22 protein-coding genes are annotated in these 24,307 nt (G+C 70.9%); 9 read left to right on the forward strand and 13 right to left on the reverse strand.

Going from position 1 to position 24,307, the window contains the following annotated elements; genetic code table 11:
* Nucleotides 1–3: 3 nt before the first annotated feature.
* Together QSK39_RS15070 and QSK39_RS15075 are read right to left on the reverse strand one after the other, a co-directional pair.
* The gene (locus QSK39_RS15070) at nucleotides 4–1,644 is read right to left on the reverse strand and encodes an ABC transporter substrate-binding protein (protein ID WP_285478362.1); all 1,641 of its coding nucleotides are present in this window, start codon (nucleotides 1,642–1,644) and stop codon (nucleotides 4–6) included.
* 11 nt (nucleotides 1,645–1,655) lie between these two features.
* Nucleotides 1,656–2,768, reverse strand: coding sequence for a C45 family autoproteolytic acyltransferase/hydrolase (locus QSK39_RS15075; RefSeq protein ID WP_285478363.1), 1,113 nt, complete (start codon nucleotides 2,766–2,768; stop codon nucleotides 1,656–1,658).
* A gap of 208 nt (nucleotides 2,769–2,976) precedes the next feature.
* Between QSK39_RS15075 and QSK39_RS15080 the strand changes: the two genes are divergently transcribed.
* Both QSK39_RS15080 and QSK39_RS15085 read left to right on the forward strand, forming a co-directional pair.
* Nucleotides 2,977–3,741: a MurR/RpiR family transcriptional regulator gene (locus QSK39_RS15080; RefSeq protein ID WP_285478364.1), complete on the forward strand. Its 765-nt coding sequence runs from the start codon at nucleotides 2,977–2,979 to the stop codon at nucleotides 3,739–3,741.
* 562 nt (nucleotides 3,742–4,303) lie between these two features.
* A complete protein-coding gene (locus QSK39_RS15085) occupies nucleotides 4,304–5,311 on the forward strand; it encodes a tyrosine-type recombinase/integrase (protein WP_285478365.1) in 1,008 nt (335 codons plus the stop codon).
* Here QSK39_RS15085 and QSK39_RS15090 read toward each other — a convergent pair.
* Complete coding sequence (locus tag QSK39_RS15090; RefSeq protein ID WP_285478366.1) at nucleotides 5,257–6,300, reverse strand: tryptophan dimethylallyltransferase family protein; 1,044 nt, start codon at nucleotides 6,298–6,300, stop codon at nucleotides 5,257–5,259. The two genes, QSK39_RS15085 and QSK39_RS15090, sit on opposite strands and share 55 nt — an antisense overlap.
* A gap of 140 nt (nucleotides 6,301–6,440) precedes the next feature.
* The gene (locus QSK39_RS15095) at nucleotides 6,441–6,821 is read right to left on the reverse strand and encodes a hypothetical protein (protein ID WP_285478367.1); all 381 of its coding nucleotides are present in this window, start codon (nucleotides 6,819–6,821) and stop codon (nucleotides 6,441–6,443) included.
* 66 nt (nucleotides 6,822–6,887) lie between these two features.
* Between QSK39_RS15095 and QSK39_RS15100 the strand changes: the two genes are divergently transcribed.
* On the forward strand, nucleotides 6,888–7,679 hold the full coding sequence (locus QSK39_RS15100) for a glycerophosphodiester phosphodiesterase family protein (protein WP_285478368.1): 792 nt from the start codon (nucleotides 6,888–6,890) through the stop codon (nucleotides 7,677–7,679).
* Nucleotides 7,680–7,682: 3 nt separating this feature from the next.
* On the opposite strand, the gene QSK39_RS15105 is transcribed toward QSK39_RS15100, so the two are convergent.
* Nucleotides 7,683–8,351, reverse strand: a complete 669-nt coding sequence (locus QSK39_RS15105) for a transglycosylase family protein (protein ID WP_285478369.1) — start codon at nucleotides 8,349–8,351, stop codon at nucleotides 7,683–7,685.
* Nucleotides 8,352–8,596: 245 nt separating this feature from the next.
* On the opposite strand from QSK39_RS15105, the gene QSK39_RS15110 reads away from it, so the two are divergent.
* The 3 genes from QSK39_RS15110 to QSK39_RS15120 all read left to right on the forward strand — a co-directional run bounded on the left by QSK39_RS15110 (nucleotide 8,597) and on the right by QSK39_RS15120 (nucleotide 11,438).
* Nucleotides 8,597–9,997: an MFS transporter gene (locus QSK39_RS15110; protein ID WP_285478370.1), complete on the forward strand. Its 1,401-nt coding sequence runs from the start codon at nucleotides 8,597–8,599 to the stop codon at nucleotides 9,995–9,997.
* A gap of 102 nt (nucleotides 9,998–10,099) precedes the next feature.
* Nucleotides 10,100–10,864 carry a thymidine kinase gene (locus tag QSK39_RS15115; RefSeq protein ID WP_285478371.1) on the forward strand — a complete coding sequence of 255 codons (765 nt, stop codon included), beginning with the start codon at nucleotides 10,100–10,102 and terminating at the stop codon, nucleotides 10,862–10,864.
* Nucleotides 10,865–11,090: 226 nt separating this feature from the next.
* Entirely contained in the window at nucleotides 11,091–11,438 is a 348-nt protein-coding gene (locus QSK39_RS15120; RefSeq protein ID WP_003081521.1) for an RNA polymerase-binding protein RbpA, read from the forward strand.
* A 188-nt stretch (nucleotides 11,439–11,626) separates the two neighbouring features.
* On the opposite strand, the gene QSK39_RS15125 is transcribed toward QSK39_RS15120, so the two are convergent.
* Nucleotides 11,627–12,241 carry an NUDIX domain-containing protein gene (locus QSK39_RS15125; protein WP_285478372.1) on the reverse strand — a complete coding sequence of 205 codons (615 nt, stop codon included), beginning with the start codon at nucleotides 12,239–12,241 and terminating at the stop codon, nucleotides 11,627–11,629.
* Between the two features lie 48 nt (nucleotides 12,242–12,289).
* On the opposite strand from QSK39_RS15125, the gene QSK39_RS15130 reads away from it, so the two are divergent.
* Nucleotides 12,290–13,039 (forward strand): DeoR/GlpR family DNA-binding transcription regulator, encoded by a 750-nt coding sequence (locus tag QSK39_RS15130; protein WP_285478373.1) that lies wholly within the window; start codon nucleotides 12,290–12,292, stop codon nucleotides 13,037–13,039.
* On the opposite strand, the gene QSK39_RS15135 is transcribed toward QSK39_RS15130, so the two are convergent.
* Nucleotides 12,972–13,766: a PIG-L deacetylase family protein gene (locus QSK39_RS15135; protein ID WP_285478374.1), complete on the reverse strand. Its 795-nt coding sequence runs from the start codon at nucleotides 13,764–13,766 to the stop codon at nucleotides 12,972–12,974. The two genes, QSK39_RS15130 and QSK39_RS15135, sit on opposite strands and share 68 nt — an antisense overlap.
* A gap of 35 nt (nucleotides 13,767–13,801) precedes the next feature.
* Here QSK39_RS15135 and QSK39_RS15140 point away from each other — a divergent pair, with 35 nt between their 5' ends.
* Nucleotides 13,802–14,548 (forward strand): class I SAM-dependent methyltransferase, encoded by a 747-nt coding sequence (locus tag QSK39_RS15140; protein WP_285478375.1) that lies wholly within the window; start codon nucleotides 13,802–13,804, stop codon nucleotides 14,546–14,548.
* Here the strand turns inward: QSK39_RS15140 and QSK39_RS15145 are convergent.
* The 3 genes from QSK39_RS15145 to QSK39_RS15155 are packed head-to-tail and all read right to left on the reverse strand — an operon-like array spanning nucleotide 14,535 to nucleotide 18,567.
* Nucleotides 14,535–15,302: a polyprenol monophosphomannose synthase gene (locus QSK39_RS15145; protein ID WP_285478376.1), complete on the reverse strand. Its 768-nt coding sequence runs from the start codon at nucleotides 15,300–15,302 to the stop codon at nucleotides 14,535–14,537. The genes QSK39_RS15140 and QSK39_RS15145 overlap by 14 nt on opposite strands.
* 26 nt (nucleotides 15,303–15,328) lie before the next feature.
* Nucleotides 15,329–16,960: an apolipoprotein N-acyltransferase gene (lnt, locus tag QSK39_RS15150; protein WP_285478377.1), complete on the reverse strand. Its 1,632-nt coding sequence runs from the start codon at nucleotides 16,958–16,960 to the stop codon at nucleotides 15,329–15,331.
* 11 nt (nucleotides 16,961–16,971) lie between these two features.
* Nucleotides 16,972–18,567, reverse strand: coding sequence for an amidohydrolase (locus tag QSK39_RS15155; protein ID WP_285478378.1), 1,596 nt, complete (start codon nucleotides 18,565–18,567; stop codon nucleotides 16,972–16,974).
* A 132-nt stretch (nucleotides 18,568–18,699) separates the two neighbouring features.
* Between QSK39_RS15155 and QSK39_RS15160 the strand changes: the two genes are divergently transcribed.
* On the forward strand, nucleotides 18,700–20,088 hold the full coding sequence (locus QSK39_RS15160; RefSeq protein WP_285478379.1) for a KamA family radical SAM protein: 1,389 nt from the start codon (nucleotides 18,700–18,702) through the stop codon (nucleotides 20,086–20,088).
* A gap of 4 nt (nucleotides 20,089–20,092) precedes the next feature.
* On the opposite strand, the gene QSK39_RS15165 is transcribed toward QSK39_RS15160, so the two are convergent.
* The 3 genes from QSK39_RS15165 to QSK39_RS15175 all read right to left on the reverse strand — a co-directional run bounded on the left by QSK39_RS15165 (nucleotide 20,093) and on the right by QSK39_RS15175 (nucleotide 24,296).
* A complete protein-coding gene (locus QSK39_RS15165) occupies nucleotides 20,093–20,500 on the reverse strand; it encodes a hypothetical protein (protein ID WP_285478380.1) in 408 nt (135 codons plus the stop codon).
* Nucleotides 20,501–20,731: 231 nt separating this feature from the next.
* The gene (locus tag QSK39_RS15170; protein WP_285478381.1) at nucleotides 20,732–22,384 is read right to left on the reverse strand and encodes a hypothetical protein; all 1,653 of its coding nucleotides are present in this window, start codon (nucleotides 22,382–22,384) and stop codon (nucleotides 20,732–20,734) included.
* A 31-nt stretch (nucleotides 22,385–22,415) separates the two neighbouring features.
* A complete protein-coding gene (locus QSK39_RS15175) occupies nucleotides 22,416–24,296 on the reverse strand; it encodes a hypothetical protein (RefSeq protein WP_285478382.1) in 1,881 nt (626 codons plus the stop codon).
* Nucleotides 24,297–24,307: the final 11 nt, after the last annotated feature.

A 24,307-nucleotide genomic window follows, 5' to 3' on the forward strand; every position in this document is an offset into this window, starting at 1 on the left:
GGCTCAGCCCTTCGTGCCCAGGTCGGCCGCCCACGGGTAGTAGCGGTACGCACCGGACGCCGGCACCCCGGTCACCTTCCCGGACAACGCCACCGTGCTGGGGCTGAGGATCGCGCTGATCCACGGCTTCGCGTCCGACCACCGCCGCGCGAGCTGGACGGCGATCTTCGCGCGCGCCGCGTCGTCGAGCGCGGCCCGGCCGTCGAGCACCAGCTGGTCGTAGGCCGGATCCTTGAACACCCACTGCACCTTCGAGCTCGAGGCACCGTTCTTGTAGAACCCCACCGGGTCGCTCTTGGACACGAAGTAGTCGTCCATGTAGACGTCGGCGCGGGCACGCAGGTCGGTGTTGTCGTAGAAGTCGCCGTACTGCACCGTCGGGATCTGCGTGATCGACGCCTGCAGCCCGATCCGCTGCGCCGCGGCGACCAGGGCGTTGGCCAGCGTGTCGCGGATCGACGACCCGTCACTGGCCACCACGATCGGCTGATGACTGCCTGCACCGAGCAGCTTCTTCGCCTCGGCGATGTCGGCGTCGGACGGCTTGGCGGGGGAGCCGGCCAGCTGGTCGTAGGCCGACTGGAACGCGGCCTTCTCATAACCCCACGCCCCCGAACCGACCGGTTCCTTCCACGGCTGCCCGAGCCCGGCGAAGGCCGCCCGGTTGACGCCGTCGCGGTCGACGGCCAGCGAGAGCGCTTTCCGGACCGCCGGATCGGCCAGCCCGCCGCGCCCGGTGACCAGGTAGCTCCACACGCGGGTGTCGGGACCCTGGCTCACGGTGATCCCCGGCGTCTTGACCAGCCGCGACGCCGAGGCGATGTTGTCGATGTAGGCGCCCTGCGCGGACCCCGTGACCAGCGAGTTGACGATCGCGTCGTCGGCCGCCCACTTGAACGTGACCTCTTCGACCTTCGACGCCCTCGCCGGATCCCAGTAGTGCTCGGCCCGGGTCAGCACGATGCTCGTGCCCGGCTTCCACTCCTTCAGCTGCAACGGCCCCGAGCACGCGTCCGGGCTCGACGGCGTCCCGAACGCCTTGCCCTGCGCCTCGACGACCTTGCGCTCCTGGATCAGCCCGGCGTCGCCGGCCAGCGCCTCCACGAACACGGCGTCGGGCTGCTTCATCGTGAAGGTCAGCTCGTGCGGCCCGGTCTGGGCGAAGGAGGCGACGTTCGGGAACTCGTCGGCCTCGGCGTTGCCGTCGGTGGCGTTGCGCCGCATGCTCCACACGACGTCGTCCATGGTCACCGGGGCACCGTCGTGGAAAGTGGCGTTGTCCCGGAGTGTGAAGACGAGCTGGGTCGGCGTCTTCCACTCGTACTTCGCCGCCAGGCCCGGACCGACGCTCATGTCCGGCCGCAGCTGGTTCAGCCGTTCGCAGACGTTCGCCATAACGAGGTCGGACTGGTCGTTGGCGTCCGCATTGGACAGATCGAGGTTGGTCGGTTCCTTGGCCACCAGCCAGGTGGCCCGGTCGAGCTGCCCGGCCGCGACCGGGGTCGCGTCGACCAGCTTCACGTTCGCCTTGGCGTCGGCGGCCGCGCCGGACGGACCGGAGCCACCGCACGCGGCGCAGAGCGCGGCGACCGCGCACAAGGCGGCAGCGGCCGGAATCCGGTGTCTGGGGGAGGATGCGGACATCGTGGTGCTCCTCATCGGTACAGGTTGAACGGAACGAGCTCGTACGGGTGCTCACAGGGGGAGCCCGGCGCGAGGTAGTAGTCGCCGGTGGTGAGGTCGACGCAGCTGGACAGGGTGGTCGACCACTGATCCAGCTCCGGGACCCGCTCGTCGGGGTGCGTGCAGACCGAGTCGGGCCGGCCGAGGTGGTCCGACATCGCCGTGTGGATCGCGGTGCGCACGTCCACCGACTTCTCCGCACCGGCCGCCTTCCGCAGGCCACGGCGAGCCCGGGGGACCCGCACGAGCGAGTCCGGCGACATCAGCCGGCGGTCCGCCTCGGGCGGGTCGATGGCCTCGTAGTGGTTGCCGTGCACCAGAAGCCCGTCCTCCGGGTACACCCAGCCGTGCCCCGCCGGGGTCGTCTCGACGTCGATCGAGAACCCGTCCCGATGGGTCAGCAGCGCGTTGCTGGGGATGTGGGCCTTGGTCCACGTGAGCGTCTTCAGCGCGTCGGCGATGGTGTCCGAATCGAGGACCGCGCGCCGGATCACGGTCTGGGGGACACCGATGGAATCGTCGATGCGGCCACCCAGCCCGTTGGCGTTCAGCGCGAGACCCCGCGAATTGGCGCCGTGGCGGCCGATCTGGCCGGCCTCCAGCTGCATGACCAGCGTCGGCTTGGGCGGCTGGACGACCTTCAGCACCACGACCGTGTCGCGGATGGCGTGGCGCCAGTCCCAGTTCTGCCCGGCGTAGACGTGACCGTCGCCGGCCGCGCCGTCGGTGAGGGAGAAGGAGGTACACCCGTCGACCTCCGGCCGAGCACCGGGCTGGGCGAACCAGTTGTCGTAGGCGATCTCACCGCGGCAGTTGAGGGCGACGACCTCGGCCAGGTCGACGCCCGCACCCTCGGCGACACCCGCCATCTCCTCGAGGATCTCGGGGAAGTCCCGCTCGATCAGCAGCTGCCACGGCGCGCTGTGCGCCAGCGCTTCGGGCCAGCTCAGGCCGGCCTGGCGGGCGAAGCTTGCGCGGTAATAGGCGATGGCGGCCGCGATGAGGTCGGCGGCCTCGGCACCGTACTGCTTGCCGCGGTCGAGCGCGGAGGCGCTCGAGACCTCGATGACTCTGGGACTCGGCATCGGCTTGCTCCTGGCGTGTAGATCCCGTTACGGAACGCGGTAATGATGTACGATTACGTTCGTGATGGAACGAGACCATACGTCAAGCGGGCCCGTTGTAACAGAGTTAACGCGAAATCAGGGCATCACCGATCTCCGCGCCCGCATCCGCGAACACTGGGACCACCTGTCCCCGGCAGCCCAAGAGGTCTGCCGCCTCCTCGGCGAAATGACCCCCGAACAGCTGCTCTACCGATCCGCCGTCGAACTGGGGACCGAAACCCGCACCAGCAACGCCACCGTCGTCCGCACCCTGCAAACCCTCGGCTACGCCGGCCTCGCCGAACTCAAATCCGCCATCGCCCGGCCCTTCACCGACCAGACCGCACCCGAAGTCCGCGCCCGCAGCCGCGTCGAAGCGACCAAGGGGGACCTGCCGAACGTCTGGGAGATGGTCACCGCCGAATGGCTCGACCGGATCAAGCTCATGCGGGACGGCTTCTCCGCGGACGCCTACCGCCAAGCCGTCGAACTCATGCTCGGCGCCCGCGAAATCGTGCCGTTCGGCTTCGGCGCGTCCTTCGTCGTCGCCGAACACCTCACCTTCAAGCTCCGCCGCCTCGGCCGCCGCGCCCGCACCATCCGCTCGTCCGGCTTCGGCCTGCCCGACGACCTGCTCGGTCTCGAACGCGGCGACGTCGTCATCGCCTTCGACCCCGGCCGGATGCTGATCGACCTCGACGTGCTCCTGGACCGCGTGCGCACGGTCGGCGCACAGTGCGTGCTCGTCACGGCCGAACTGGCCGACCAGCTCAAGGACGCGGTCTCGGTCGTGCTCATCGCGCCGCACTCACCGACAGGACTGACCGGTGACGCGGCGACGGCGATGGTGGTCGCGGACGCGCTCATCCAGGGGGTCGCGGTGTCGGACGTGGAGAGCACGGTCGAGTCCTCGCACACGCTCACGACCTTGCGTCAGCAGATGGGGTTCTGAGAGAGAGGCCGCCCAGCCGACTACTTGACATAATGTACATTATCGGCACTTCGGGACGTGCTGAGACAGAGAGCCAGGAGGGGTGCTGAAGGCAGGTTCCCGGGAGGTGCGTCGAGTTCGCCAGGACGGCTCCTGCTGAGGTTTTCACCCGGACGTTCTCCCGCATCGGGCCCCGGACGGCCCTGAGGGCGACCTCGGGAGGCCGCAGAAGCATCCCCTGAAGCCGCGGAGCCGATGCGCCGCCACCCGACCTCAAAACGTCACGGTGACGAAACTACGGAAGTCAGATACGGCGCAGTCAGGCGGCAGTCAGTGAAGTTGACTGTCTTGGCGACCTCCGGGCCGGCCCGCCTGAGGTGCCGCCTTAGGCAGCCTCGCGACGAGTCGAACATATGTGCGCATCCCCGCCGTGCGTGTCGGAAGGGCGGATCCGGGCTTGGAATCGTCTCCGAGAGAGTCCGGGATCCCCCGGGAGGTCGTTCCGGACTAAACCGACATTTCATGCATAATTGCCATTATGCATGAAATGTGAGGTGACCCGGAGGCCGAAACTGTCGGTGGTGTGCTGTACAAGATCCACATGAAGGTTTCCGAGGCCCAGCAAGCCTTCTTCGCGGCCCGCCGGCCCCGCAAGGACTCCCCGCACACCACCGACGCCTACCGCCGTGACCTCGCCGGGATCACCACTCTCCTGGTTTCGGAGCTCGGCCGCCCGGCCGAAGACCTGGAGGTCGCCGATCTGACCGGGCCGGCCCTGCGGTCGGTGTTCGGCGCGTTCGCCGACGGGCACGCGAAGAGCTCGGTGCTGCGGGCCTGGTCGACGTGGAACCAGTTCCTGACGTTCTGCGTGGCGGACGGGCTGCTGGAGGGCAACCCGATGGGTGCGGTGGCGCGGCCGCGAACGCCGGCGTTGACGCCGAAACCGTTGCGGGGTGAGGAAACCCCGGAGCAGTTGCTGTCGGCGGCGGCCGCGGGTTCGCGGCGCGCGCGGGATCCGTGGCCGGAGCGGGACGTGCTGGTGATCGCGCTGGGGCTGGTGGCGGGGTTGCGGGCGGCGGAGATGCGGGCGCTGACGGCGCGGTCGCTGGTGGGGCGCGCGGGTGAGCTGCGGTTGCACGTGAAGGGGAAGGGCAGCCGGGATCGGTCGATTCCGGTGCAGCCGGTGCTGGCGGAGCTGATCGAGCGGTACCGGGAGTCGTGCCGAGTGCGGTTTTCGAGTGTGCGGTTCTCCCCTGGTTCGCCGTTGCTGCTGGACCGGGCGGGTGAGCCGATCGGGCGGGGTGCGCTGGAGTACCTGGTGAAGTCGTGTTATCGGGGGGCGGGGTTGCACGACCGGGTGCCGGTGGGGGCGAATCTGCACGCGTTGCGGCACACGTTCGCGACGCGGTTGGCGGAGGACGGGGCGACGGCTTCGGAGATCATGGCGTTGCTGGGGCACGCGAGTTTGGCGACGAGCCAGAACTACATCGAGGCGACGGGGCGGGAGCAGCGGGCGGCGGCGGCGAGCAACCGGACTTACCGGGCGTTGGACGGGTTGGGTCCTGGGGGTGATCCGTCGAGGCCGGCGTAGATGGTGACGACGGGGTCGTCGGGTTGTTTGTAGCTGAGCCAGCTGAGCCGGCGGCCTCGGGTGAGGTCGGGTCCGGAGATCGCGGTGGCGAGGGCGTGGAAGCGGTCGGGGGCGATGCCGGAGATCTCCAGGAGGTCCAGGACGCGCGTGGCGGCTTCGGCGTCGTTGGCGACGTTCGGGTCGAGCGGGCAGTACAGGGTGGCGGAGGTGGGGTGGGGTCGGTTCCCCTGGAACGCCAGGCAGGTCATGGGGGCTTTCGCGAGGGTCGAGTCGCCGTAGACGCGGGTGAGGATCTTGGTGAAGAGGTCGGGCTGGTGGTCCTCGGCCAGGGCTGCGATCCGCTCGAGTTCGGCCGGTTCGCAGCCGGTGTGGCGGAGGTAGAGCTTCACCCTGGCTTCGGGTGACGCGCTGAGGTCGAGCGCGAAGACGGCGATCTCGCGGTGCGGCGAGGCGGACCAGCCGGTGCCCAGGTGTTCGTCGAGCTGGGCCCAGGGTTCGCTCAGCCCGAGGCGGTGCATGGCTTCTCCGACGGTCTGGTGCGGCTGTCCCCCGGCGGCGGGGTTCAGGTAGACCTTGAACAACGGCCCGGCCGGGCGGAACGCGGTCGCGCAGAACATCGAGAACAGGCCGCCTGCGGGCGCGAAGAGGTCCTCGATGAGGCGCAGCCTGGTCGTGTCGCCGGGGAGCCGCCGCACGAAGTGGTGTTCGGTCAGGCGCGCGGGGGTGTCCTGTGGTTCGAAGCCCATTCGCGGTTCCACGCCGGTTCGGGTCATCGCGAAGGAGAATTCGACGGGTGAGCCGTCGTTCGCGGCGAACGAGTGGTGGTCGTCGAACTCGGTGACGGGCCGGCTCGCCCAGTCGCCCATCAGGGAGGTCGCGAAGCCGGCGTGGTGCACGCCGAGGGCCTGGAGGTGCGCGGTGACGACGTCCCGGTAGGTGGGCGTGCCGGCATTGTCGACGCTCGCCCATGCCCTCGCGCGTTCCGCCATTCGCCTTCTCCCCCACGTTCAGCTCGTCAACGGACACCGAGCGTCAGGGTTTCAGGCGTGGGTGGCCGGGGGTGATCCTTTGCGTACAGGCAAGGTGACGGGGTGTGCAAGATCTGCACGAATGTGCTCGGTGGTGCCGGTCAGCGGAGCTGTTCGAGATCCTTCGCGGCGCGGGCGATTTCGGCGGCGAGTCCGCGCAGTTCGCGGGTGTCGGCGCCGTCGTCGGCCGCGGTGACGATGTCTTCGGCGGCGCACCGGAGCTGGAAGAGCCGGTCCTGGAGGGCGGCGACCTCGGTGTCGGACAGCACGACGGCGTCTTCGGGCAGGCCGCTGCGCTGCAGTGCGGTCCGTCGCTCGTAGGCGCGCTGGCGGCAGGACTGGCCGCAGTAGCGGCGCCGGCGGCCGACGTTGCCGCCTTCGGGGAGACGCCGGCCACACCAGCCGCAGTGGCGGGGCGCGCCGCGGCGTCCCGGAACGAGCTCTACCGGGGCGGGCTGGGTCAGTTCGGCGGCTTCCCTCACCCCGGAGACCCTAGCTGGCCATCGATTGCTCATGCCGGGGTCATGGCGGAAGGGCACACTTGGGGGATGCAGGCGTCGTTTCCGTACCTGGCCGATCCGCTCCCCCGTGCTTTCGCGCACCGGGGGTGGCACCTCGACGAGCTCGACGGGCTCGAGAACTCGCTGCCGGCGTTCCGGCGGGCGTGCGAGGAGGGGTACCGGTACCTCGAGACGGACGTGCACGCGACGGCGGACGGTGTGGTGGTCGTGCACCACGACGCGCGGTTGGACCGGACGACGGACGGGTCGGGGCCGATCGCGACGCAGACGTGGGAGCAGCTGAAGAACGTCAAGGTCGGCGGGAAGGCTCCGCTGTCGCGGCTGGAGGACGTGCTGGAGGAGCTGCCGAACGCGCGGTTCAACATCGATGTGAAGGCGGATCAGGCGGTGACGCCGTTCGTGGAGGTGCTGGAGCGGACGAAGGCGCACGACCGGGTGGCCGCGGCGGCGTTTTCGGACGCGCGGCTGGTGCGGTTGCGGAAGCTGGCGGGGCCGAAGCTGGTGACGGCGATGGGACCGCGGTCGGCGTTCGCGCTGTGGGCGCGGGGGAAGCTGCCGCTGCTCCCCCTCGGGCGGCTGGTGCTGGGGGCGATGGCGCAGGTGCCGGTGCGCCAGGGTGCGTTGCGGGTGGTGGACAAGGCGTTCCTGTCGATCGCCGGCCGGTCCGGGATCGAGGTGCACACGTGGACCATCGACGATCCGGCGGAGATGCGGATGTTGCTGGACCTGGGGGTGCACGGGATCGTGACGGACCGGCCGGACCTGCTGCGCGAGGTGCTGATCGAGCGTGGCTCCTGGCCGCGGTCGCAGGAGCCGTGAGGGTCAGCGGGGTGGTTTGCCGTTCCAGGCGGCGTCCCAGGTCTTGGGGCCGAGCAGGCCGCTGTCCTTGATGCCGTTGGCGCGCTGGAGGTCGAGGACCGCGGTGCGGGTCTTCTCGTAGTAGCAGCCGGTGCCGGTGAAGCCGTAGCCGAAGGCGTTCATGCGCAGCTGGAAGGTCTTGAGCGGGGCGGCGCAGTCGCCGTACTGGTAGACGACGCCGGGCCACGCCGGTTTGCCGCTCGGGGGCGGTGGGGTGGGTGCGGGGGAGGGTCCGCCGCCGATGTAGGCGGAGTCGGCGTAGGTGGGGACGCGCTTGCTGCGGGCGTCGGCGTCGCCGGCGAGCTTGAGCATGCCGGCGCACTGCCAGGGTTGCCAGCCGCGCATGCGGTAGAGGTAGAGGGCCCGGTAGTCCTGTTCGGACGGTGCGGCCTGGTCGGGACGGCCGGCGCCGCCGACGCTGCGCCAGGTGGGCAGGTCGAACTGGTAGGCGCCGTAGTAGCCGTTGCCGGTGTTGGTGGCGTAGCGGCCGCTCGACTCGCACATGCGGAGCTTGGCCCAGGCCGTGGTCGCGGGGTCCGCGGAGGCGACGGCGGGAACGGTGAGCTGCAGACCCAAGGCGGCGATGGCGAGAAGGACGATTCTCGCGGTGGTGCGTCTCCGGTTCTGGATCATGGGAGCACAGTAGGAGCGTGTCCCACTGACCACAAGGGACACACTGCCCGCCTGAGTCTCACACGAAACACTGTTCACACGAGTCAGCGACACGCGGTCACGCGCGGTCGGTGATTGCCCCGGAAGTGGCGGATGAGCACGAAGCGACAAAGCGGACACGGTTCGGGTGGTCTGGTCCCCCGGGTCGCGATGCCCCCAGTAGTCTCCGCGCTGACCTGCTGGTTTTCGAGGTGAAGGAGCCGTGGATGACGCTGGCCGGGACGCGCTCGAGCAAGCGCGAGCGGTGGGGCTGGTATTTCTACGACTGGGCTAATTCGCCGTTCTATTCGTCGACGACGACGGTGTTCGGCGCCCTCTCGATGAGCACGATCGCGGCCGCGGACGCGAAGTCGAACTTCACCCTTAACGGGGACCGCGCCTGCCTCGACGCGGCCGGCAAGACCGACACGCTCCACAACTGCGACGTGACGTTGTTCGGGCTGCACTTCCCCGCCGGTTCGGTGTGGGGTTACCTGCTGTCGGTGGCGACGGTGGTGCAGGTGCTGGTGCTGCCGATCGCGGGTGCGGTGGCCGACCGCAGCCACAACAAGCGCCGGATCCTGGCCGGGTTCGCGTTCCTGGGGGCGGCGGCCGCGGCGGCGATGTTCTTCTTCGCCGGTTCGGACTGGCAGCTGGGCGTGGTGCTGTTCATCATCGCGAACATCGGCTACGGCGGTTCGCTGGTCGTCTACTACTCGTTCCTGGTCGACATCGGCGGGCCGGACGAGCGGGACGACATCTCGGCGAAGGGCTGGGCGTTCGGGTACCTGGGCGGCGGGCTGGCGCTGGCGTTGCAGCTGGGGTTCTACCTCGGGCACGACACGTTCGGGGTCAGCAAGGACCTCGCGGTGCAGATCTGTTTCCTGACCTCGGGGTTGTGGTGGGCGTTGTTCACGGTGCCGGCGGTGCGGGCGCTCCCCCGCCGGCACACGCCGGTCGACGTCGCGCCGGGGGCGTCGGTGCTGCGCGCGGGTTTCACGGAGCTGCGGCAGACGATCGTGGCGGCGAAGGCGTACCCGTTGACGCTGGCGTTCCTGGGCAGCTACCTGGTCTTCACCGACGGGATCAACACCGTGGTCACGGTGTCGGCGCAGTACGGGAAGGACGAGCTGGGGTTCGGCAACGAGGTCCTGATCGTGACGATCCTGGTGATCCAGTTCGTGGCGTACTTGGGTGGCACGCTGCACGGGCTGGTGGCGCGGCGGGTCGGGGCGAAGCGGACGATCCTGGGCAGCCTGGTGCTGTGGGTGGTGGTGCTGGCCGGGGCGTACTTCGTGCAGCCGAAGCAGCTGGTGCAGTTCCTCGCGGTGGCGGTGGGGATCGGGCTGGTGCTGGGGGGAACGAACGCGTTGTCGCGGTCGTTGTTCAGCCAGATGATCCCGGCGGGCAAGGACGCGCAGTACTACTCGCTCTACGTCGTGGGCGAGCGGGGGACGTCGTGGCTGGGTCCGCTGCTGTTCGCCGGGGTCGGGCAGGCGACGGGGTCGTTCCGGCTGGCGATCATCGCGCTGGTGATCTTCTTCGCGGCGGGGCTGGTGCTGGTGTGGCTGGTGCCGGTGCGGCGGGCGATCGTGGCGGCGGGCAACACCCCGCCGGAGGTCCTGTGACGGCCTTCGTTCGACTGTCACGCGGAGTGCTGTGACAGTCTCACGCCGTGTTGTACCGGGCTGTCCTGGACGAGTGTCCAGTCACCGATAGGGTCGGGTGTCGTGACCTTGTTGAACGACCGGGCCGCCGGCCCCGATCCGACCGACGCCCTCTCGTCGGTTCCCGCGGCCGGCTCGCGCCGCGGGACACCGCCGGTGGGCAGATTGAAGTTCTGCTACGGGCCGATGGACTGCGGGAAGTCGACCCTGGCGCTGCAGATCGACCACAACCACGCGCGGCAGGGCAGACGCGGGCTGGTGCTGGTGCGGCACGACCGGTCGGGCGCGCCGCAGATCTCGAGCCGGATCGGGCTGAGCCGGCAGGCGGTGGAGGTCGGCGAGGACACGGACGTGCGGGACCTGGTGCGGCAGGAGTGGGCGCGCGGGCAGCACGTGGACTACGTCGTGGTGGACGAGGCGCAGTTCCTCTCCCCCGGGCAGGTCGACCAGCTGGCGGAGCTGGCCGACGAGGTCGAGATCGACGTGTACTGCTTCGGGATCGCGACGGACTTCCGGAGCCGGTTGTTCCCGGGGGCCGCTCGCCTGTTCGAACTGGCGGACGAGCTGCAGCCGGTTCAGGTGGAGGTGCTGTGCTGGTGCGGGCTGCCCGGACGGTTCAACGCGCGGGTGCTCGACGGCGAGGTCGTGCGGGAGGGCGACACCGTTGTGGTGGCAGATACCGAACAATCCGTAGTTGAATCTTCAGCTTTGGCCGGTTTTGAGGTCGAAAACGCTACTGTGCGTTATCAGGTATTGTGTCGCCGCCACTTTCGATCGGGTGACTTGGGGCCCGTTACTGGTCATCACGGTCAGTTACGGTTGACCTGACATGGGCGCCAGTAGCCCATCCGGGGGATATCAGCACTAAGAAGGCCGTATTGACGTCACGCCGAAGCGCGAAATGCCTCCTACTAGAGGAAGCTGATGCCGTTGGGTGACGCAGCTCATCGTGAGCAACGACATGGCATCCCGGGAATCCTCGGGGGCCCCAAGTCGTTGCATAGGGTGAGCATCACCCAGGCTCCACCCGGAGCTGACTGAAAGGACCCCCATCATGGCCGACCGTGTTCTTCGTGGAAGCCGGCTGGGAGCGGTCAGCTACGAGACCGACCGCAACCACGACCTCGCACCACGTCGCACCGTGCGCTACGCCTGCCCGAAGAACCACGAGTTCGAGGTGCCGTTCTCCGACGACGCCGAGATCCCGACGGTCTGGGAATGCCGCCTGCACGGCAGCGAGTCGGAGATCGTGGACGGCGGGCAGCCCGAGCAGAAGAAGGTCAAGCCGCCGCGCACGCATTGGGACATGCTGCTCGAGCGGCGCACGATCCCCGAGCTCGAGGACCTGTTGAACGAACGTCTCGCCGAGCTGAAGGGCAGGCGGACCTCCCGGTCCGCGTAAGCCCCGAGAGCGTCGGCCCGTAGCCACCGCTCCCACCACAACGGAAAGGCCCCCGCGACCTCCCCCCGCGGGGGCCTTTCGCATGCCCGGAGGGTCGGCCCACGTACCCAGGGAGTCGGCTCGCGTACCTGGAGGGTCGGCTCACGAACCGACCGTCCGGGTACGCGAGCCGACCCTCTGGGTACGGCCTAGTCCGCCGTCCTGCGGAACGGGCCGTGCAGGGCTGCCCACTGCAGGAGCATGATCGTCTTCGCGTCGGCTATCTCGCCGGTCTCGATCATCTTCAGGGCGTCGTCGAAGCGCAGCTCGAGCACCTCGATGTCCTCCCCCTCCTCGGCGATGCCGCCGCCCTCGCCGCGGTCGGCCGGGTCGTACGGCGCCGCGTAGCAGTGCAGGCGCTCGGTCACCGAGCCCGGGCTCGTGTACACGTCGAACACGTGCTCCAGCTCGCCGATGCGGACGCCGGTCTCCTCCTGTGCCTCGCGGCGGATCGCCGTCTCCGGGTCGTCGGCGTCCAGCAGGCCCGCGGCCGCCTCGATGAACATCCCGTCCGGGTGGTCGTTGACGTAGACCGGGTAGCGGAACTGGCGGGTCAGCAGCACCGTCCCGCCGGCCGCGTCGTAGAGCAGCACGGTCGCCCCGTTGCCGCGGTCGTAGGTCTCGCGCTGCTCGGTCGTCCAGCGGCCGTCGCCGTGCCGGTAGTCGAACGTCGTGCGGCGCAGCACGTACCAGGCCGACGACAGCAGCTCCACGTCGGTGACCCGGACACGCGGGTTGCGGGACAGGCTTGTCGAAGAGGTCATGACCCGACCATAATGTGCATGATTCGGCAGAAACAAGGAGGACTGTGCATGCTGGTCGGGGAACGTCGTGACCTGCTGCTCGCCCGGCTCGCGGCCGAGGGCAAGGTGCTGGCGAAGGACGTGGCGGCCGAGCTCGGCGTGTCGGAGGACAGCATCCGCCGCGACCTGCGCGACCTCGCCGCCGCCGGGCTCTGCCAGCGCGTCTACGGCGGCGCGCTGCCCGTCTCCCCCGCCGTCGCCGACTACGCGAGCCGCACGGCCATCGCCGTCGACGGCAAGGACCGGGTCGCCGCCATCGCCGCCGGCCTGGTCCGGCCCGGCTCGACGGTCATCCTCGACGGCGGCACCACCACCCTCGCCGTCGCCCACGCCCTGCCGAAAGACCTCGAGGCCACCGTCGTCACCCACAGCCCGACCGTCGCCGTCGCCCTGCTCGGCCACCCGGGAATCGAGGTCTTCCTGCTGGGCGGGCGGCTCTTCCGGCATTCCGCGGTCACCTGCGGTGCCGCCGCGGCCGAGGCCGCCCAGGCGATCAGCGCCGACGTCTTCCTGCTCGGCGTCACCGGCGTCCACCCCGACGCCGGGCTCACCACCGGCGACGCCGACGAAGCCGCCATGAAGCGCACCCTGGCCCGGCGCGCCGCCGACACCTACGTACTGGCCAGCGCCGAGAAGCTCGGGGCCGCCTCGCGGTTCACCGTGCTGCCGTTCGCCGACATCGCCGGGGTCATCACCGACGCGGACGACTCCGACCAGAACGTGCAGAAACTTGCAGCGCTCGGGATCGCGTTTCCGTGACCTCGACGTACCACTCGCGGCCCGCCACGAGCGCGAACACCGGCGCCGGCAGCCACACGAGCACCCGCAGCACCGCCGAGAACCGCCCGCTGCCGCGCACGTCGGACACGTGCGCGGCCAGCGCCGCCTGCTTGCGCCCGGCGAACCGCCGCACGTCGAACCGGTGGGTGATGGCCGAAGCCGGGCTGTAGAGCCGGCCGAAGGCAGCGTGGTCGTACCGGAACGGGATGCGCAGCGCGCGAACGACCCGGACGAGCCGGACGACGGTGTCGCGCGGCAGCGTGGCCTCCAGCAGCCGCGTCCCGGTCAGCCGGGCCGCCCGCCGGGCGACCTCGTGCACCTTGACGTGGTCGCGGTGGCCGTAGCCGCCGTTCGGGTCGTAGCCGAGCAGGAGATCCGCCTTCTCCTCGTGCAGCACCGCGGCGAGCCGGTGCGCGGCCTCCTCGGTGTCCGCGCGGGCGAAGCGCTGCCGGCCGGGTGGATCCGGGTACAGCTCGGGCCCGTGCCCGCTGTCGGCGTAACCGAGGTGCACGACGCGCCGGACGCCGAGGATGGCCGCGCTCGCCTCCAGCTCCCGCCAGCGCTGCGTCGGAACCGAGTCGTCCAGACCGTCGGTGGCCACGACGACCACCACCCGGTGCCCGTCGGCCGCCGCGCGGGCGAGGGTGCCGCCGCTCAGCAGGACGGGGTCGTCGGCGTGGGCGTGGAAGGCCACGATGGTCGTCATCGGCCCCATGATGGCCGATGACGGGAGAAGACGACGTGAATGAGCACCGGGTCCGGTTCGCGGCGCTGTTCGACGCCGAGGTCCGGCCGCACAACGAGCGGTTCCGCGCCGCGGCCGCCGTCCGGCCGGGCGAGGACGTCCTCGACGTCGGCTGCGGCACCGGCGAGTCCACCCGCGAAGCCGCTCAGGCGGGCGCGAACGCGCTGGGCGTCGACGTCTCGGAGCAGGCGATCGCCAAGGCCCGCGAGCTCGGCGGGGCGAGCTTCGAGGTCGCCGACGTGCAGGCCCGCGAGTTCCCGGCCGCGTCGTTCGACGTCGTGCTCAGCCGCTTCGGGGCGATGTTCTTCACCGACCCGCCCGCGGCGTTCGCCACCCTCGCCCGCGCGCTGCGGCCCGGCGGGCGCCTGGTGCTGCTGGTGTGGCAGGAGCGGACCCGCAACGAGTGGTACTCCGTGCTGCACGACGCCGTCGCGCCCGGCACCACCCCGCCACCGGCCGGGCCGCACTTCTCCCTCGGCGACCGGGACCACACCGACGCCCTGCTGCGGGCCGCGGGCTTCGGCGACGTCGAGTTCACCGAGCTGCGCGACCCCGTCTGCTACGGGCCCGACGCCGCGACGGCGTGCGAGTTCGCCCTCGGTCTCAAGGACGTCCAGGAGCTGCTGCCCACCGAAGAGGCCGCGAACCGCCTGCGGGAGGCGTTCGCGGCGTACGAGACCCCGGACGGCGTGCTGCTGGGCGCCCGGACGTGGATCGTGACCGCGCGGGTCAGCTCCGCTTGACCAGGCGGCGCAGCTGCTGCCAGCGGCGCTCGGCGCCCCACGTGGCCACCCGCAGGAACGCCTCGCGGATGATCGAGCCGCTCATCTTCGACTCGCCGATCTCGCGCTCGGTGAAGGTGATCGGCACCTCGACGATCTCGAACCCGGCGTCGGCCGTGCGGACGGTCAGGTCGATCTGGAAGCAGTAGCCGTGCGAGTTGACCTCGTCCAGGGCCAGCTTCTCCAGCACCGGGCGGCGGTAGGCGCGGAAGCCCGCGGTGATGTCGCGGGTGCGCATGCCCAGCGCGACCTGCGAGTAGATGTTGGCGCCGCGCGAGAGGATCTGGCGGTTGAGCGGCCAGTTCACCACCGCGCCACCCGGCACGTACCGCGACCCGATGGCCAGGTCGGCGTCGCCCACCGCGTCCAGCAGCCGGGGCAGATCCTCCGGCGCGTGCGAGCCGTCGGCGTCCATCTCGACGATCGTGTTGTACTCCCGCGCCAGGCCCCAGCGGAACCCGGCGATGTAGGCGGCGCCGAGGCCGGCCTTCTCGGTGCGGTGCAGCACGTGGATGTTCCCGTTCGCGGCCGCGCGCTCGTCGGCCAGCTCACCGGTGCCGTCCGGGCTGCCGTCGTCCACTACCAGTACGTGCACGTCCGGGAGTACCTTGTGCAGGCGATCCAGGATCGGGCCGAGGTTCTCCCGCTCGTTGTACGTCGGGATCACCACCAGCACCGGCTCGATTTCCCGGGCCCCCCGCGGCGCCTGCGACATCCGTGCTCCTCCGATATCCGCGGCGGTCAGTCCGCCGCTTCCCCTGCCGTGCCGACGCTGCCGCGCCGGGTGCGAAAACGGAGCACGAGCCCGCCGGCCACCCCGGCGATCGCCAGTGCCAGCAGCCCGTACTCCGTCCACGCACCGAGTCGATCCGACAGCGTAGTCTGCGTCCGCAGCGGGACGCGCCCGACCAGGGAATCGGCGGTGAAAAGGCCCGTTGAGCTGGTAACCGTCCCGTCGGGGGCGACGATCGCGCTCACTCCTGAGACGGCGGACACCACGACGGACCGGCCGTGCTCGACCGCCCGCAGCCGCGACATCGCCAGCTGCTGGACGCTCATCTCGCTCTCGCCGTACCAGGCGTTGTTGGTCGGCACGACGAGCAGCTCGGCGCCGTCGCGCACGGCGTCACGGGCCGGGTAGTCGAACGCGGCCTCGTAGCAGACGAACATGCCGACCTTGGTGCCGGCGACGGTCATGGTCTGGTTCTTGCCGTCGCCGGGGACCATGTCGACGGTCTCGGAGTCGAGGAACGGCGTGACGAGCTCGGCGAGCTTGCGGGCGGGCACGTACTCGCCGAAGGGCACCAGCTGCTGCTTCGCGTAGCGCTGCCCGGGCCCGGTGTGCGGGTCCCAGGCGATGACGGAGTTCTGCAGGTGCCGGTCGGGCAGCTCGTAGATCGCGCCGACCAGCGCGGGCACGCCGAAGTTCGCCACGAGCTGGTCGACCTGCGGATCCGGGCCGGTGACGGTCGTCGCGCTCTCCGGCCAGAGCACCAGGCCGGGCTTCGGGACCTTGCCGGCGTGGATGGCGTCGAGGAGCCGTTGGCTCTCGGCGATGGTGTTGTTGCGCAGCACGTCACGCTCGCCCTGCAGCGCCAGGCCGATGTCCGGCGCGTTGCCCTGGACGGTCGCGACGGTCAGCTCGCCGTCCTGCGCACCGGTGCCGACGGTGGGCCACAGCGCCAGGCCGGCCACCACGGGCAGCAGCGTGCCGGTGGCGGCGAAGACAGCCGGGCGGGTCCGCAGCGCCGTGGTGAGCGCCGCACGGCCGTCCCAGAGCCGTCCGAGGAGGGCGGCGAGGCAGAAACCGGTGAGGACGACGGCGAGGCCGACCAGTGGCGCGCCGCCGATCGAGGCGAGCGGCAGGAACGCGCCTTCGGGCTGGCTGAACGCGACGCGGCCCCACGGGAAGCCGCCGAAGGGGAACCACGCGCGGGGCGTCTCCAGCGCGATGAAGATCAACGCGCTCCACAGCGGCGCGAGCGGCAGGCGGGACACCCAGGTCATGAGGCCGCCCGCGAGGCCGTAGTAGAGCGCCAGCGCGAACGACAGGCCCAGCCACGGCCACGGCCCGAAGTCGGGGCCGAGGAAGTCCAGCAGCCACGTCAGCAGCGGCAGGAAGAAGACGAACCCGAACGCGAAGCCGTAGCCGAACGCGCCGCGGAAGCTGCGCCGGCCGCGCAGCACGAGCGCGAACCCGGCGAACGCCAGCGGCGCGAGCCACCACAGCGGGCGCGGGGCGAAGCTGAGGTAGTAGGCGAACCCGGACACCAGCGCGCCGGCCAGGCGCAGCAGCCAGGCTCGCGGGAACCGCCGGGTGCGGGCGGGTTGGTGCGGGGCGCCCGGTTCGGGGTCCGCCACGGTGACTGCCACGGGTGACAACTCTAGGTGATGGCGTCGTGGAGGACTTCACCCGCGCGGACGGTGCGCAGGCAGCGCGGCAGGGCGGCGTCCGGTTCGAGCCGCGGCAGCGGTGGCACGCCGGCGCGCGGGTCGGTGGACCAGCGCTGCACGCGGCTGTCCGGGGTCGCGACGACGAGGTCGGTGGCGTCCCAGATCGCGTAGTGCGCGGGTGCGCCCGGGACGAGGCTGCCGGTGACGCCGTCGTTGACACCGGCCGCGCGGTGCCCGGCGCGGGTGTGGGCGGTGAACGCGGCGCGCGGGGACAGGCCGGCGCCCGGGGTGCGGTGGTAGGCGGCGGCGCGGACGCTCGCCCACGGGTCGAGCGGGGTCACCGGCGCGTCGGAGCCGAAGGCCAGCAGGACGCCTTCGGCGGCCAGCGTCGAGAACGGGTTGAGCCCGGCGGCGCGGTCGGTGCCGAGGCGTTCGGCGTACATGCCGCCCTCACCACCCCAGAGCGCGTCGAACAGCGGCTGCACCGAAGCCACCGCGCCCCAGCCGGCCAGCAGCTTCGCCTGGTCGGCGGTGACCATCTCCAGGTGCTCGAGCCGGTGGTGGCGGGCCGCGAGGGCGCGCTGCCCGACCTCCTTCTCGGCGAGCCGGAAGCCTTCGACGACCTCGGCGACGGCGGCGTCGCCGATGACGTGGAACCCGGCCTGCAGCCCGGCCTCGGTGCAGGCGGCCAGGTGCTCGCCGATGCGGTGCGCGTCGAGGTAGAGCGTGCCGGAGCCGGCGTGGTCGGCGTAGGGCGTCGTCAGGGCGGCGGTGTGGGAGCCGAGGGCACCGTCGACGAACAGGTCGCCGGCCAGGCCGCGGGCGCCGAGCTCCCGGGCGGTGCCGACCGCGCCGGGCTCGCCCCAGTAGCCGACGACCTCGGGGGTGTCCGGGCCGGCGAGGGCGAGCAGGGCGGCGAAGTCGTCGCGGCCGGAGATGTCGGGGCCACCGCATTCGTGGACGCTGACGATGCCCTGGGCCGCGGCTTCGGCGAGGAACGCGCGCTGGGCGCGTTCGCGCTGCCCGGGCGTGATCGCGGCGCGCACGGCCGCACGCACGGCGTGGTGCGCGGCCCGGGTCAGCGGGCCGTCGGGTGACCAGCCGTCGGCGTCGCGGGCGGCCGGGGCCAGCTCGACCAGCGCGGTGGAGACCAGCGCGGAGTGGGCGTCGACGCGGCTGAGGTAGACGGGCGCGGTGCCGGCGGCGGCGTCGAGTTCGGCGCGGCTGGGCAGCCGGGCGTCGGTCCAGGCGCTTTCGTCCCAGCCGTGGGCGAGCAGGACCTGCCCGGGGACGGCGGCGTCGCGCACGTGGGCGAGCAGTTCGGTGCCGCTGCGGACGCCGGTGAGGTCGAGGCCGCTCAGGTGCAGGCCGGTGGCGGTGGCGTGGACGTGGGCGTCGACGAAGGCGGGCGCGACGAACGCGCCGTCGAGGTCGACGATCTCGGCGCCGGGGTGGAGGGTGCGGGCCGGGGCGTCCTGGCCGACCCAGACCACGGTGCCGCCGGTGATCGCCATGGCCGTGGCGTCCGGTCCGGCGGGGGTGTAGATGCGCCCGCCGAGCAGGAGCGTCGTGTGTTCGTCCGTCACGCCCTTGAGTCTGCCCCGGGGAGGCGGGGCCTTCGGCACCTGGGTGAAGGCACGCCAGCAGGCAGGAAGATTTACTCCGTGAGAACGTTATGACAGGATATTTTAACGCGTTCCCGACGACTAGGAGTACAAGTGACTGCGACCCAGGAACCTGTGACGCCTGCCGCCGCCTTCGACCAGCCCTACGAGTACGCCCGCGCCGAGCTCGTGGAACCCGACTGGCGCCGCTTCCCCGGCTGGCACGACGTGACCGAGGCCGAGTGGCGTGACGCCCAGTGGCAGCGGGTGCACTGCGTCCGCAACGCCAAGCAGCTGCGGGCCCTGATGGGCGACCTGCTGGAGGAGCGCTTCTACGACGACCTGCTCGCCGACCAGCGCGAGCTGGCGACGATGTCGATGCTGCTGCCGCCGCAGATGCTCAACACGATGGCGCCCACCGCGGGCACCGACCCGGCGAAAGTCACCGAGGCGTTCTACGCCGACCCGATCCGCCGCTACATGCTCCCGGTCAAGAGCGACCGCGACGCGACGTGGCCGAGCCACCCGCACTCGGAGCGCGACTCGCTGCACGAGGCCGAGATGTGGGTCGTGGAGGGCCTGACTCACCGCTACCCGACCAAGGTGCTGGCCGAGATGATCTCGACCTGCCCCCAGTACTGCGGCCACTGCACCCGGATGGACCTGGTCGGCAACTCGACCGAGACGGTCGAGAAGCACAAGCTGACGCTCAAGCCGGTCGACCGCCAGGACGCGATGATCGCGTACCTGAAGAAGACCCCGGGTGTGCGCGACGTGGTCGTTTCGGGCGGCGACGTGGCCAACGTGCCGTGGCCGCAGCTGGAGTCGTTCCTGATGCGCCTGATGGACATCGACACGGTCCGCGACATCCGCCTGGCGACGAAGGCCCTGGCGGCGCTGCCGCAGCACTGGATCCAGCCGAAGGTGGTCGAAGGCCTGGAGCGCGTCGCGGTGACGGCCCAGCGCCGCGGCGTCAACCTGGCGATCCACACCCACGTGAACCACGCCCAGTCGGTGACCCCGCTGGTGGCGGAGGCGGCCCAGACGGCGCTGAACGTGGGTGTGCGCGACGTCCGCAACCAGGGTGTCCTGATGCGCGGGGTCAACGCGACGCCGGCGCAGCTGCTGGACCTGTGCTTCGCGCTGCAGGGCGAGGCGAACATCCTGCCGTACTACTTCTACATGTGCGACATGATCCCGAACGCGGAGCACTGGCGGGTGTCGGTCCACGAGGCGCAGGAGCTGCAGCACTCGATCATGGGGTACCTGCCGGGGTACGCGACGCCGCGGATCGTGTGTGACGTGCCGTACGTCGGGAAGCGGTGGGTGCACCAGCTGGCCGAGTACGACCGGGAGCTCGGGATTTCGTACTGGACGAAGAACTACCGGACGGGGATCGAGCTGGAGGACCCCGAGGCGTTGCAGCGGCGGTACCCGTACTACGACCCGATCTCGACGCTGCCCGAGGCCGGGCAGACCTGGTGGGCCAACCAGCCCCGCTGACGCGTCACTGTCCAAGAGCGTGCGGAGGGGTGCCACGGAGCCTGATCCGGGCCGCAGGCACCCCTCCGGCCGTAAGGCCATGACAGTCGACGCGCTCCCCCGCCGGGTCACCACGGAACGGCCCGTCGGACGGGGAATCGCGCGCCTGTTCTTCGCCCTGGCCGTCGGAGTGCTGTTCCTCGTCGCGAGCCTGCCGGACAGCACCACGGCGCAGGGCGGCTGGCAATGGCTCGCCGAGCCGGCGCTCGCGAGTCAGTCTGTTCAAGGTCGGCGCGTTTCTGGCCGGCGTCGTTTCCGCGGTGCTCGGCTGCTTCTCGGACATCGGCCGTGTCATCGGCGAGTTCGTGGAGTTCGCGTTCGACAGCACGCTCTGGATCGGCCTGCTCGGCAGGTTGGCCGTGCTCGCCGTCATTCTGTTCTCCACAGCCAAAAAATGGCTCGGGGCGGCGCTGCTCGTACTGGTGGTCGTCGTCCGGCGTCCTCCGCAACCTGGTGCGCCTGAAGCCCGCACCGGACCTGGCCGAATTCCGGCGGTCGCTGGTCTACGCGATCATGGGCGCCATCGCGGCCACCGTGATCGGTTCCGTGGCGCACGCGGCGGAGCACTGATTCGGCTGAGCGCTCGAGTGCATGGCTTCCGTGGTCAGGGCTTCCGCCGGGCGCGGGCCAGTAGCTCGTCCGCCCAGGCGCTGGGGTCGCCGACGCGGTCGATCAGGCTGTCCTGGCGCTTGTCCAGGTGCTCGACGAGCCTGCGGTACTGCGTCTCGCGGCCATCCAGCACGTGGATCAGGGTGTTGATCTCCTCGTGGAAACGGTGGAACACCTCCTTGGCGCGCCACAGCAGGAACGACTGGTAGTACGCGAAGAGGACCGGCAGGTACCGGTGGATCCACGCGAACGCGCGGTCGAGGTCGTTGACCACGTCGGCGAGGACGTTCGCGCGCCGCTGGAGGTCGGCGAGGATCGGGACGGTCTCCGCCTGGTAGCGCCGGGCCTGGTCGACCGCCTCGTTCAGCGCGTCCTGGTACGCGGTCAGGTCGGCGATGTTCTCCGCCAGCGGCCGGTCCGGGGGCTGACGGCCCTCGATGACCTCGTCGGCCGCGGCCGACAACGCCGCGATCCGGTAGTCGGCGAGCATTTGCTCGCCGGTCGGGAACATCTCCAGCAGCGCCGCGCGGGCCTGGGGCACGACCTTGGCGAAATGCTCCGCGACCTTGTCCATCAGCAGATCGGTGATCTTGTTCGCCGACTCGGACACCCCGACGCGCGTGAATCCCTCGGCGAGCGGGTTCGCGGCGAAGAACCGGTTGATCCGGCCCGGCCCGCGGCCCGGATAGTCGGACAGATCGATGTTCTTCGCCAGCACGCGGTCGCCGCCGTGCGCCTCGGTGTCGTAGGAGAACGACACGCGCCCGACCACCTTGTCGCCCCGTGGCGGCACCTTGGGGGTGCTCGCCGGGCCGGCCACGGGTGCGGCGGCCGGGCCTCCACCGGAGGACGACCCGCCGCCCCGCAGGTGTGCTTCGAGCAGCTCGGTTTGCGGTGCGCCGGGCCGGATGCGGGCCGGTTCGCCGGTTCTCGACCGCGTGCGCGGCTGGAAGACGGGCAGCTGCGATCCCGGTTCGCCGGCCGGGCGGGGCCGGGCCAGGGTTTCCGCGGACTGCTGCCACTTGTTCTCGGGCAGTCCGGCGTCGATGGCGCTCTGCCGCAGGCTCGCCGCGGGCCGGTAGTGCCCGGACGCGTCGTCCCAGCGGGTGACCTGCCCGGTGTTCCGGCTGATGGTCACCGTGCCCGCCCACGTGACGCGGTGGCCCCGGGCCGCCTCCGTGTGCCCGGCCGGCCCGCCCTCGAGCGTGGTCCAGCTCCGCTTGACCGCGTAGATCCGCTCGTCCTGGACCACGAAGGCGTAGTTGCCGCTCGCGTGCGACGTCCGGCCGCGCGCATCGACCTCCCGCCACTTCCCGCGCACCAGCCTCAGCTCCACCCGGCGGACGGTGTCCGGCTCGTCCCGGGGAAGGTTCCCCAAGGTCGGCCGGTCCTCGAACCCCGGCCCCGCACCAGCGACGGGCAACGGCACCTTGCGGCCCTCGTCGCCGAAGCTCGGGATGTCGTAGGTCGCTCCCGCCGGGCCGGCTCGTTCGCGCGGCACGGGGCGCGCGGCGGCTCGGACCGTGACGGCGTCGCCCGCGGTGGTGGCGGTGCGGACGGCGCCGGTGATCGCGTCACGCACCACCGAGGTGAGCCGCCGCCGGTCGTCCGGCACCATGGACTCCGGCACGACGATGACGTCGGGCAAGTGGTAGCACCGTTTGACGGACCGGTTCACGTCACTCCCGCCTGCCCATTTCGCGTTCCCACTCCCGCACCACTTCTTCGGTCTCCGGAGCACCGGGCGGGTAGTGGTCGTGACCGTCCACCCCGGACCGCTCCGCGACCACTTCCTCGCCCTGGATCCCCTCCTTGTGCCGCGCCTTGAGCCAGTCCATGAACGCTCGCCGGTCGCGTTGCGCCGGAAGCCGCTTCTTCAGCCACCCGGAGTTCTCGAGCTCGGACTTGGTGGACGTACTGATGCGCTCGCCCGCCTTCTTGGCCACCCGGCGAGCCGGTCGCTGACGGTAGGGCTCGATGTGCGGTTTGCCGCCCTGCGCGATCTCCTCCCGCACGCTTTCGAACTCCGCTTGCGCCTCGGGATCGCCTGACTCCAGCCGCCGCCGCAGTTCGCCCGCGTTGCCGGTGACCTTGCCGTTCTTCTCCCATTCGGCGAGCTGCCTGCCGGGTGACGGCTGGTTCGCCGACATCGAGGTGACGCCCTTGCCTGCACCGGTACCGGGCTGGACCGTGCGCGCGGCCGGCAGCCGTTGCGCGGTCGCGGGGCCGGGCATGCCCGGTGGTGGCGGTTCGATGGGCCGTCCGAAGCCCGCGACCTTCGGGCTCAAGGTGTCGGCCTTCGGCACCGGTGCCGGGGCGTCCGGTGGCCGGAAGCCGATCAGGCGCTTGACCGGCGGCAACGGGACTTCCGGTACCGGCGGAGGGGGTGGCGGCTTGGGCAGTGCCGGTTCCGGCACCGGCGGGACCGGGATTCGGGCTTCCGCGCTCAACGCGGTGCCGACGACCTTTCCGGCACCCGCGAGGCTCAGCAGGTTGTTCAGCACCGTGACGAACAAGCGCACATCGCGGGCCTCGTCGGCGTAGGCCTGCGCGAAGACGATGAACATCCGGCGGCCCGAAGCGGTGTGCGGCGAGAAGCCGTACTTGCCGAAGTCGAACCCGATGGTGCCGAACAGGATGTTCTCCAGACCGCGCCGGTCGAAGGGGTCGCTGACGGCGTGCACCGCGTCCTTCGCCAGGTTCCGCACCTGCCACTCGAACTGCGCCACCAGCCAGGCGGCTTTGCCGTGGCCGTGGGTGGCGTCGTGGTAGAGCTGCTCGAACCGCCGCGGCTCCTTGAGAACCCGGTTGACCTCCTGTTCGTCGAACCCTTTTCTCGGGTCCGGAACCGGGACCAGCTTGTCGTACGGCAACGCGATGCCCTGGTCGAGGTAGGGACCGGAAACCGCCGGATCGGGGAACCCGGACAGGTCCTCCGGTGAACGCCTGGCCAGCCACACGGCTTCCTCGGCCTGCTGCCGCTGACGTCGTTCGCGCAGCTGGTCACGCTCCCGCTCGGAGAGCAAGGTGTACGTGCCGGGGTCGGATTCGTAGGCCGCCATCAGGTCGGCCAATACACCCTTGCCGCCGGCCTCGAGGTAGGCCCGGAAGACGCCGACCGCGTACGAAAGCCGCTCGGCGTCGTCGCGGAAGTGGGAGTGACGCAGGTTCGCGTCGGCGCGTGCCGGATCGGCCCGGTAGTCCGCCCTGCCCTCGAGCGCCTTCACACCCGGGTGGCTGGTGATCTTCCGGAGCAGCGCCTGGCGCTCGTCGCCGGACGTCCCGGAGGCCGGACGCAGCCGCACCGCGGAAGGCTCGCCGTTGTGCTGGTAGGACGGCACGGCGTACCGGCCGGCACTCTCCCGCCGCGGGTCGTAGGACTCGCGAACCTCCACCACCGCACCGGCGCCGACGCCGTGCCGGTCGGCGAGCAGGCGCTCGGCCTCGGCCAGGCGGGAGGCCACCGCACGGGTCAGCGCCCGCCCGAGTGCCGCCAGCTGGTCGTCGGACGGCACTCCGGAGATCCGCAGGGTGATCGGCACGTGGCAGTCGATCCGCATCAGGCCGGCCC

This window comes from Amycolatopsis sp. NBRC 101858 (assembly GCF_030269325.1).
Taxonomy (GTDB): Bacteria; Actinomycetota; Actinomycetes; order Mycobacteriales; family Pseudonocardiaceae; genus Amycolatopsis; species Amycolatopsis ponsaeliensis.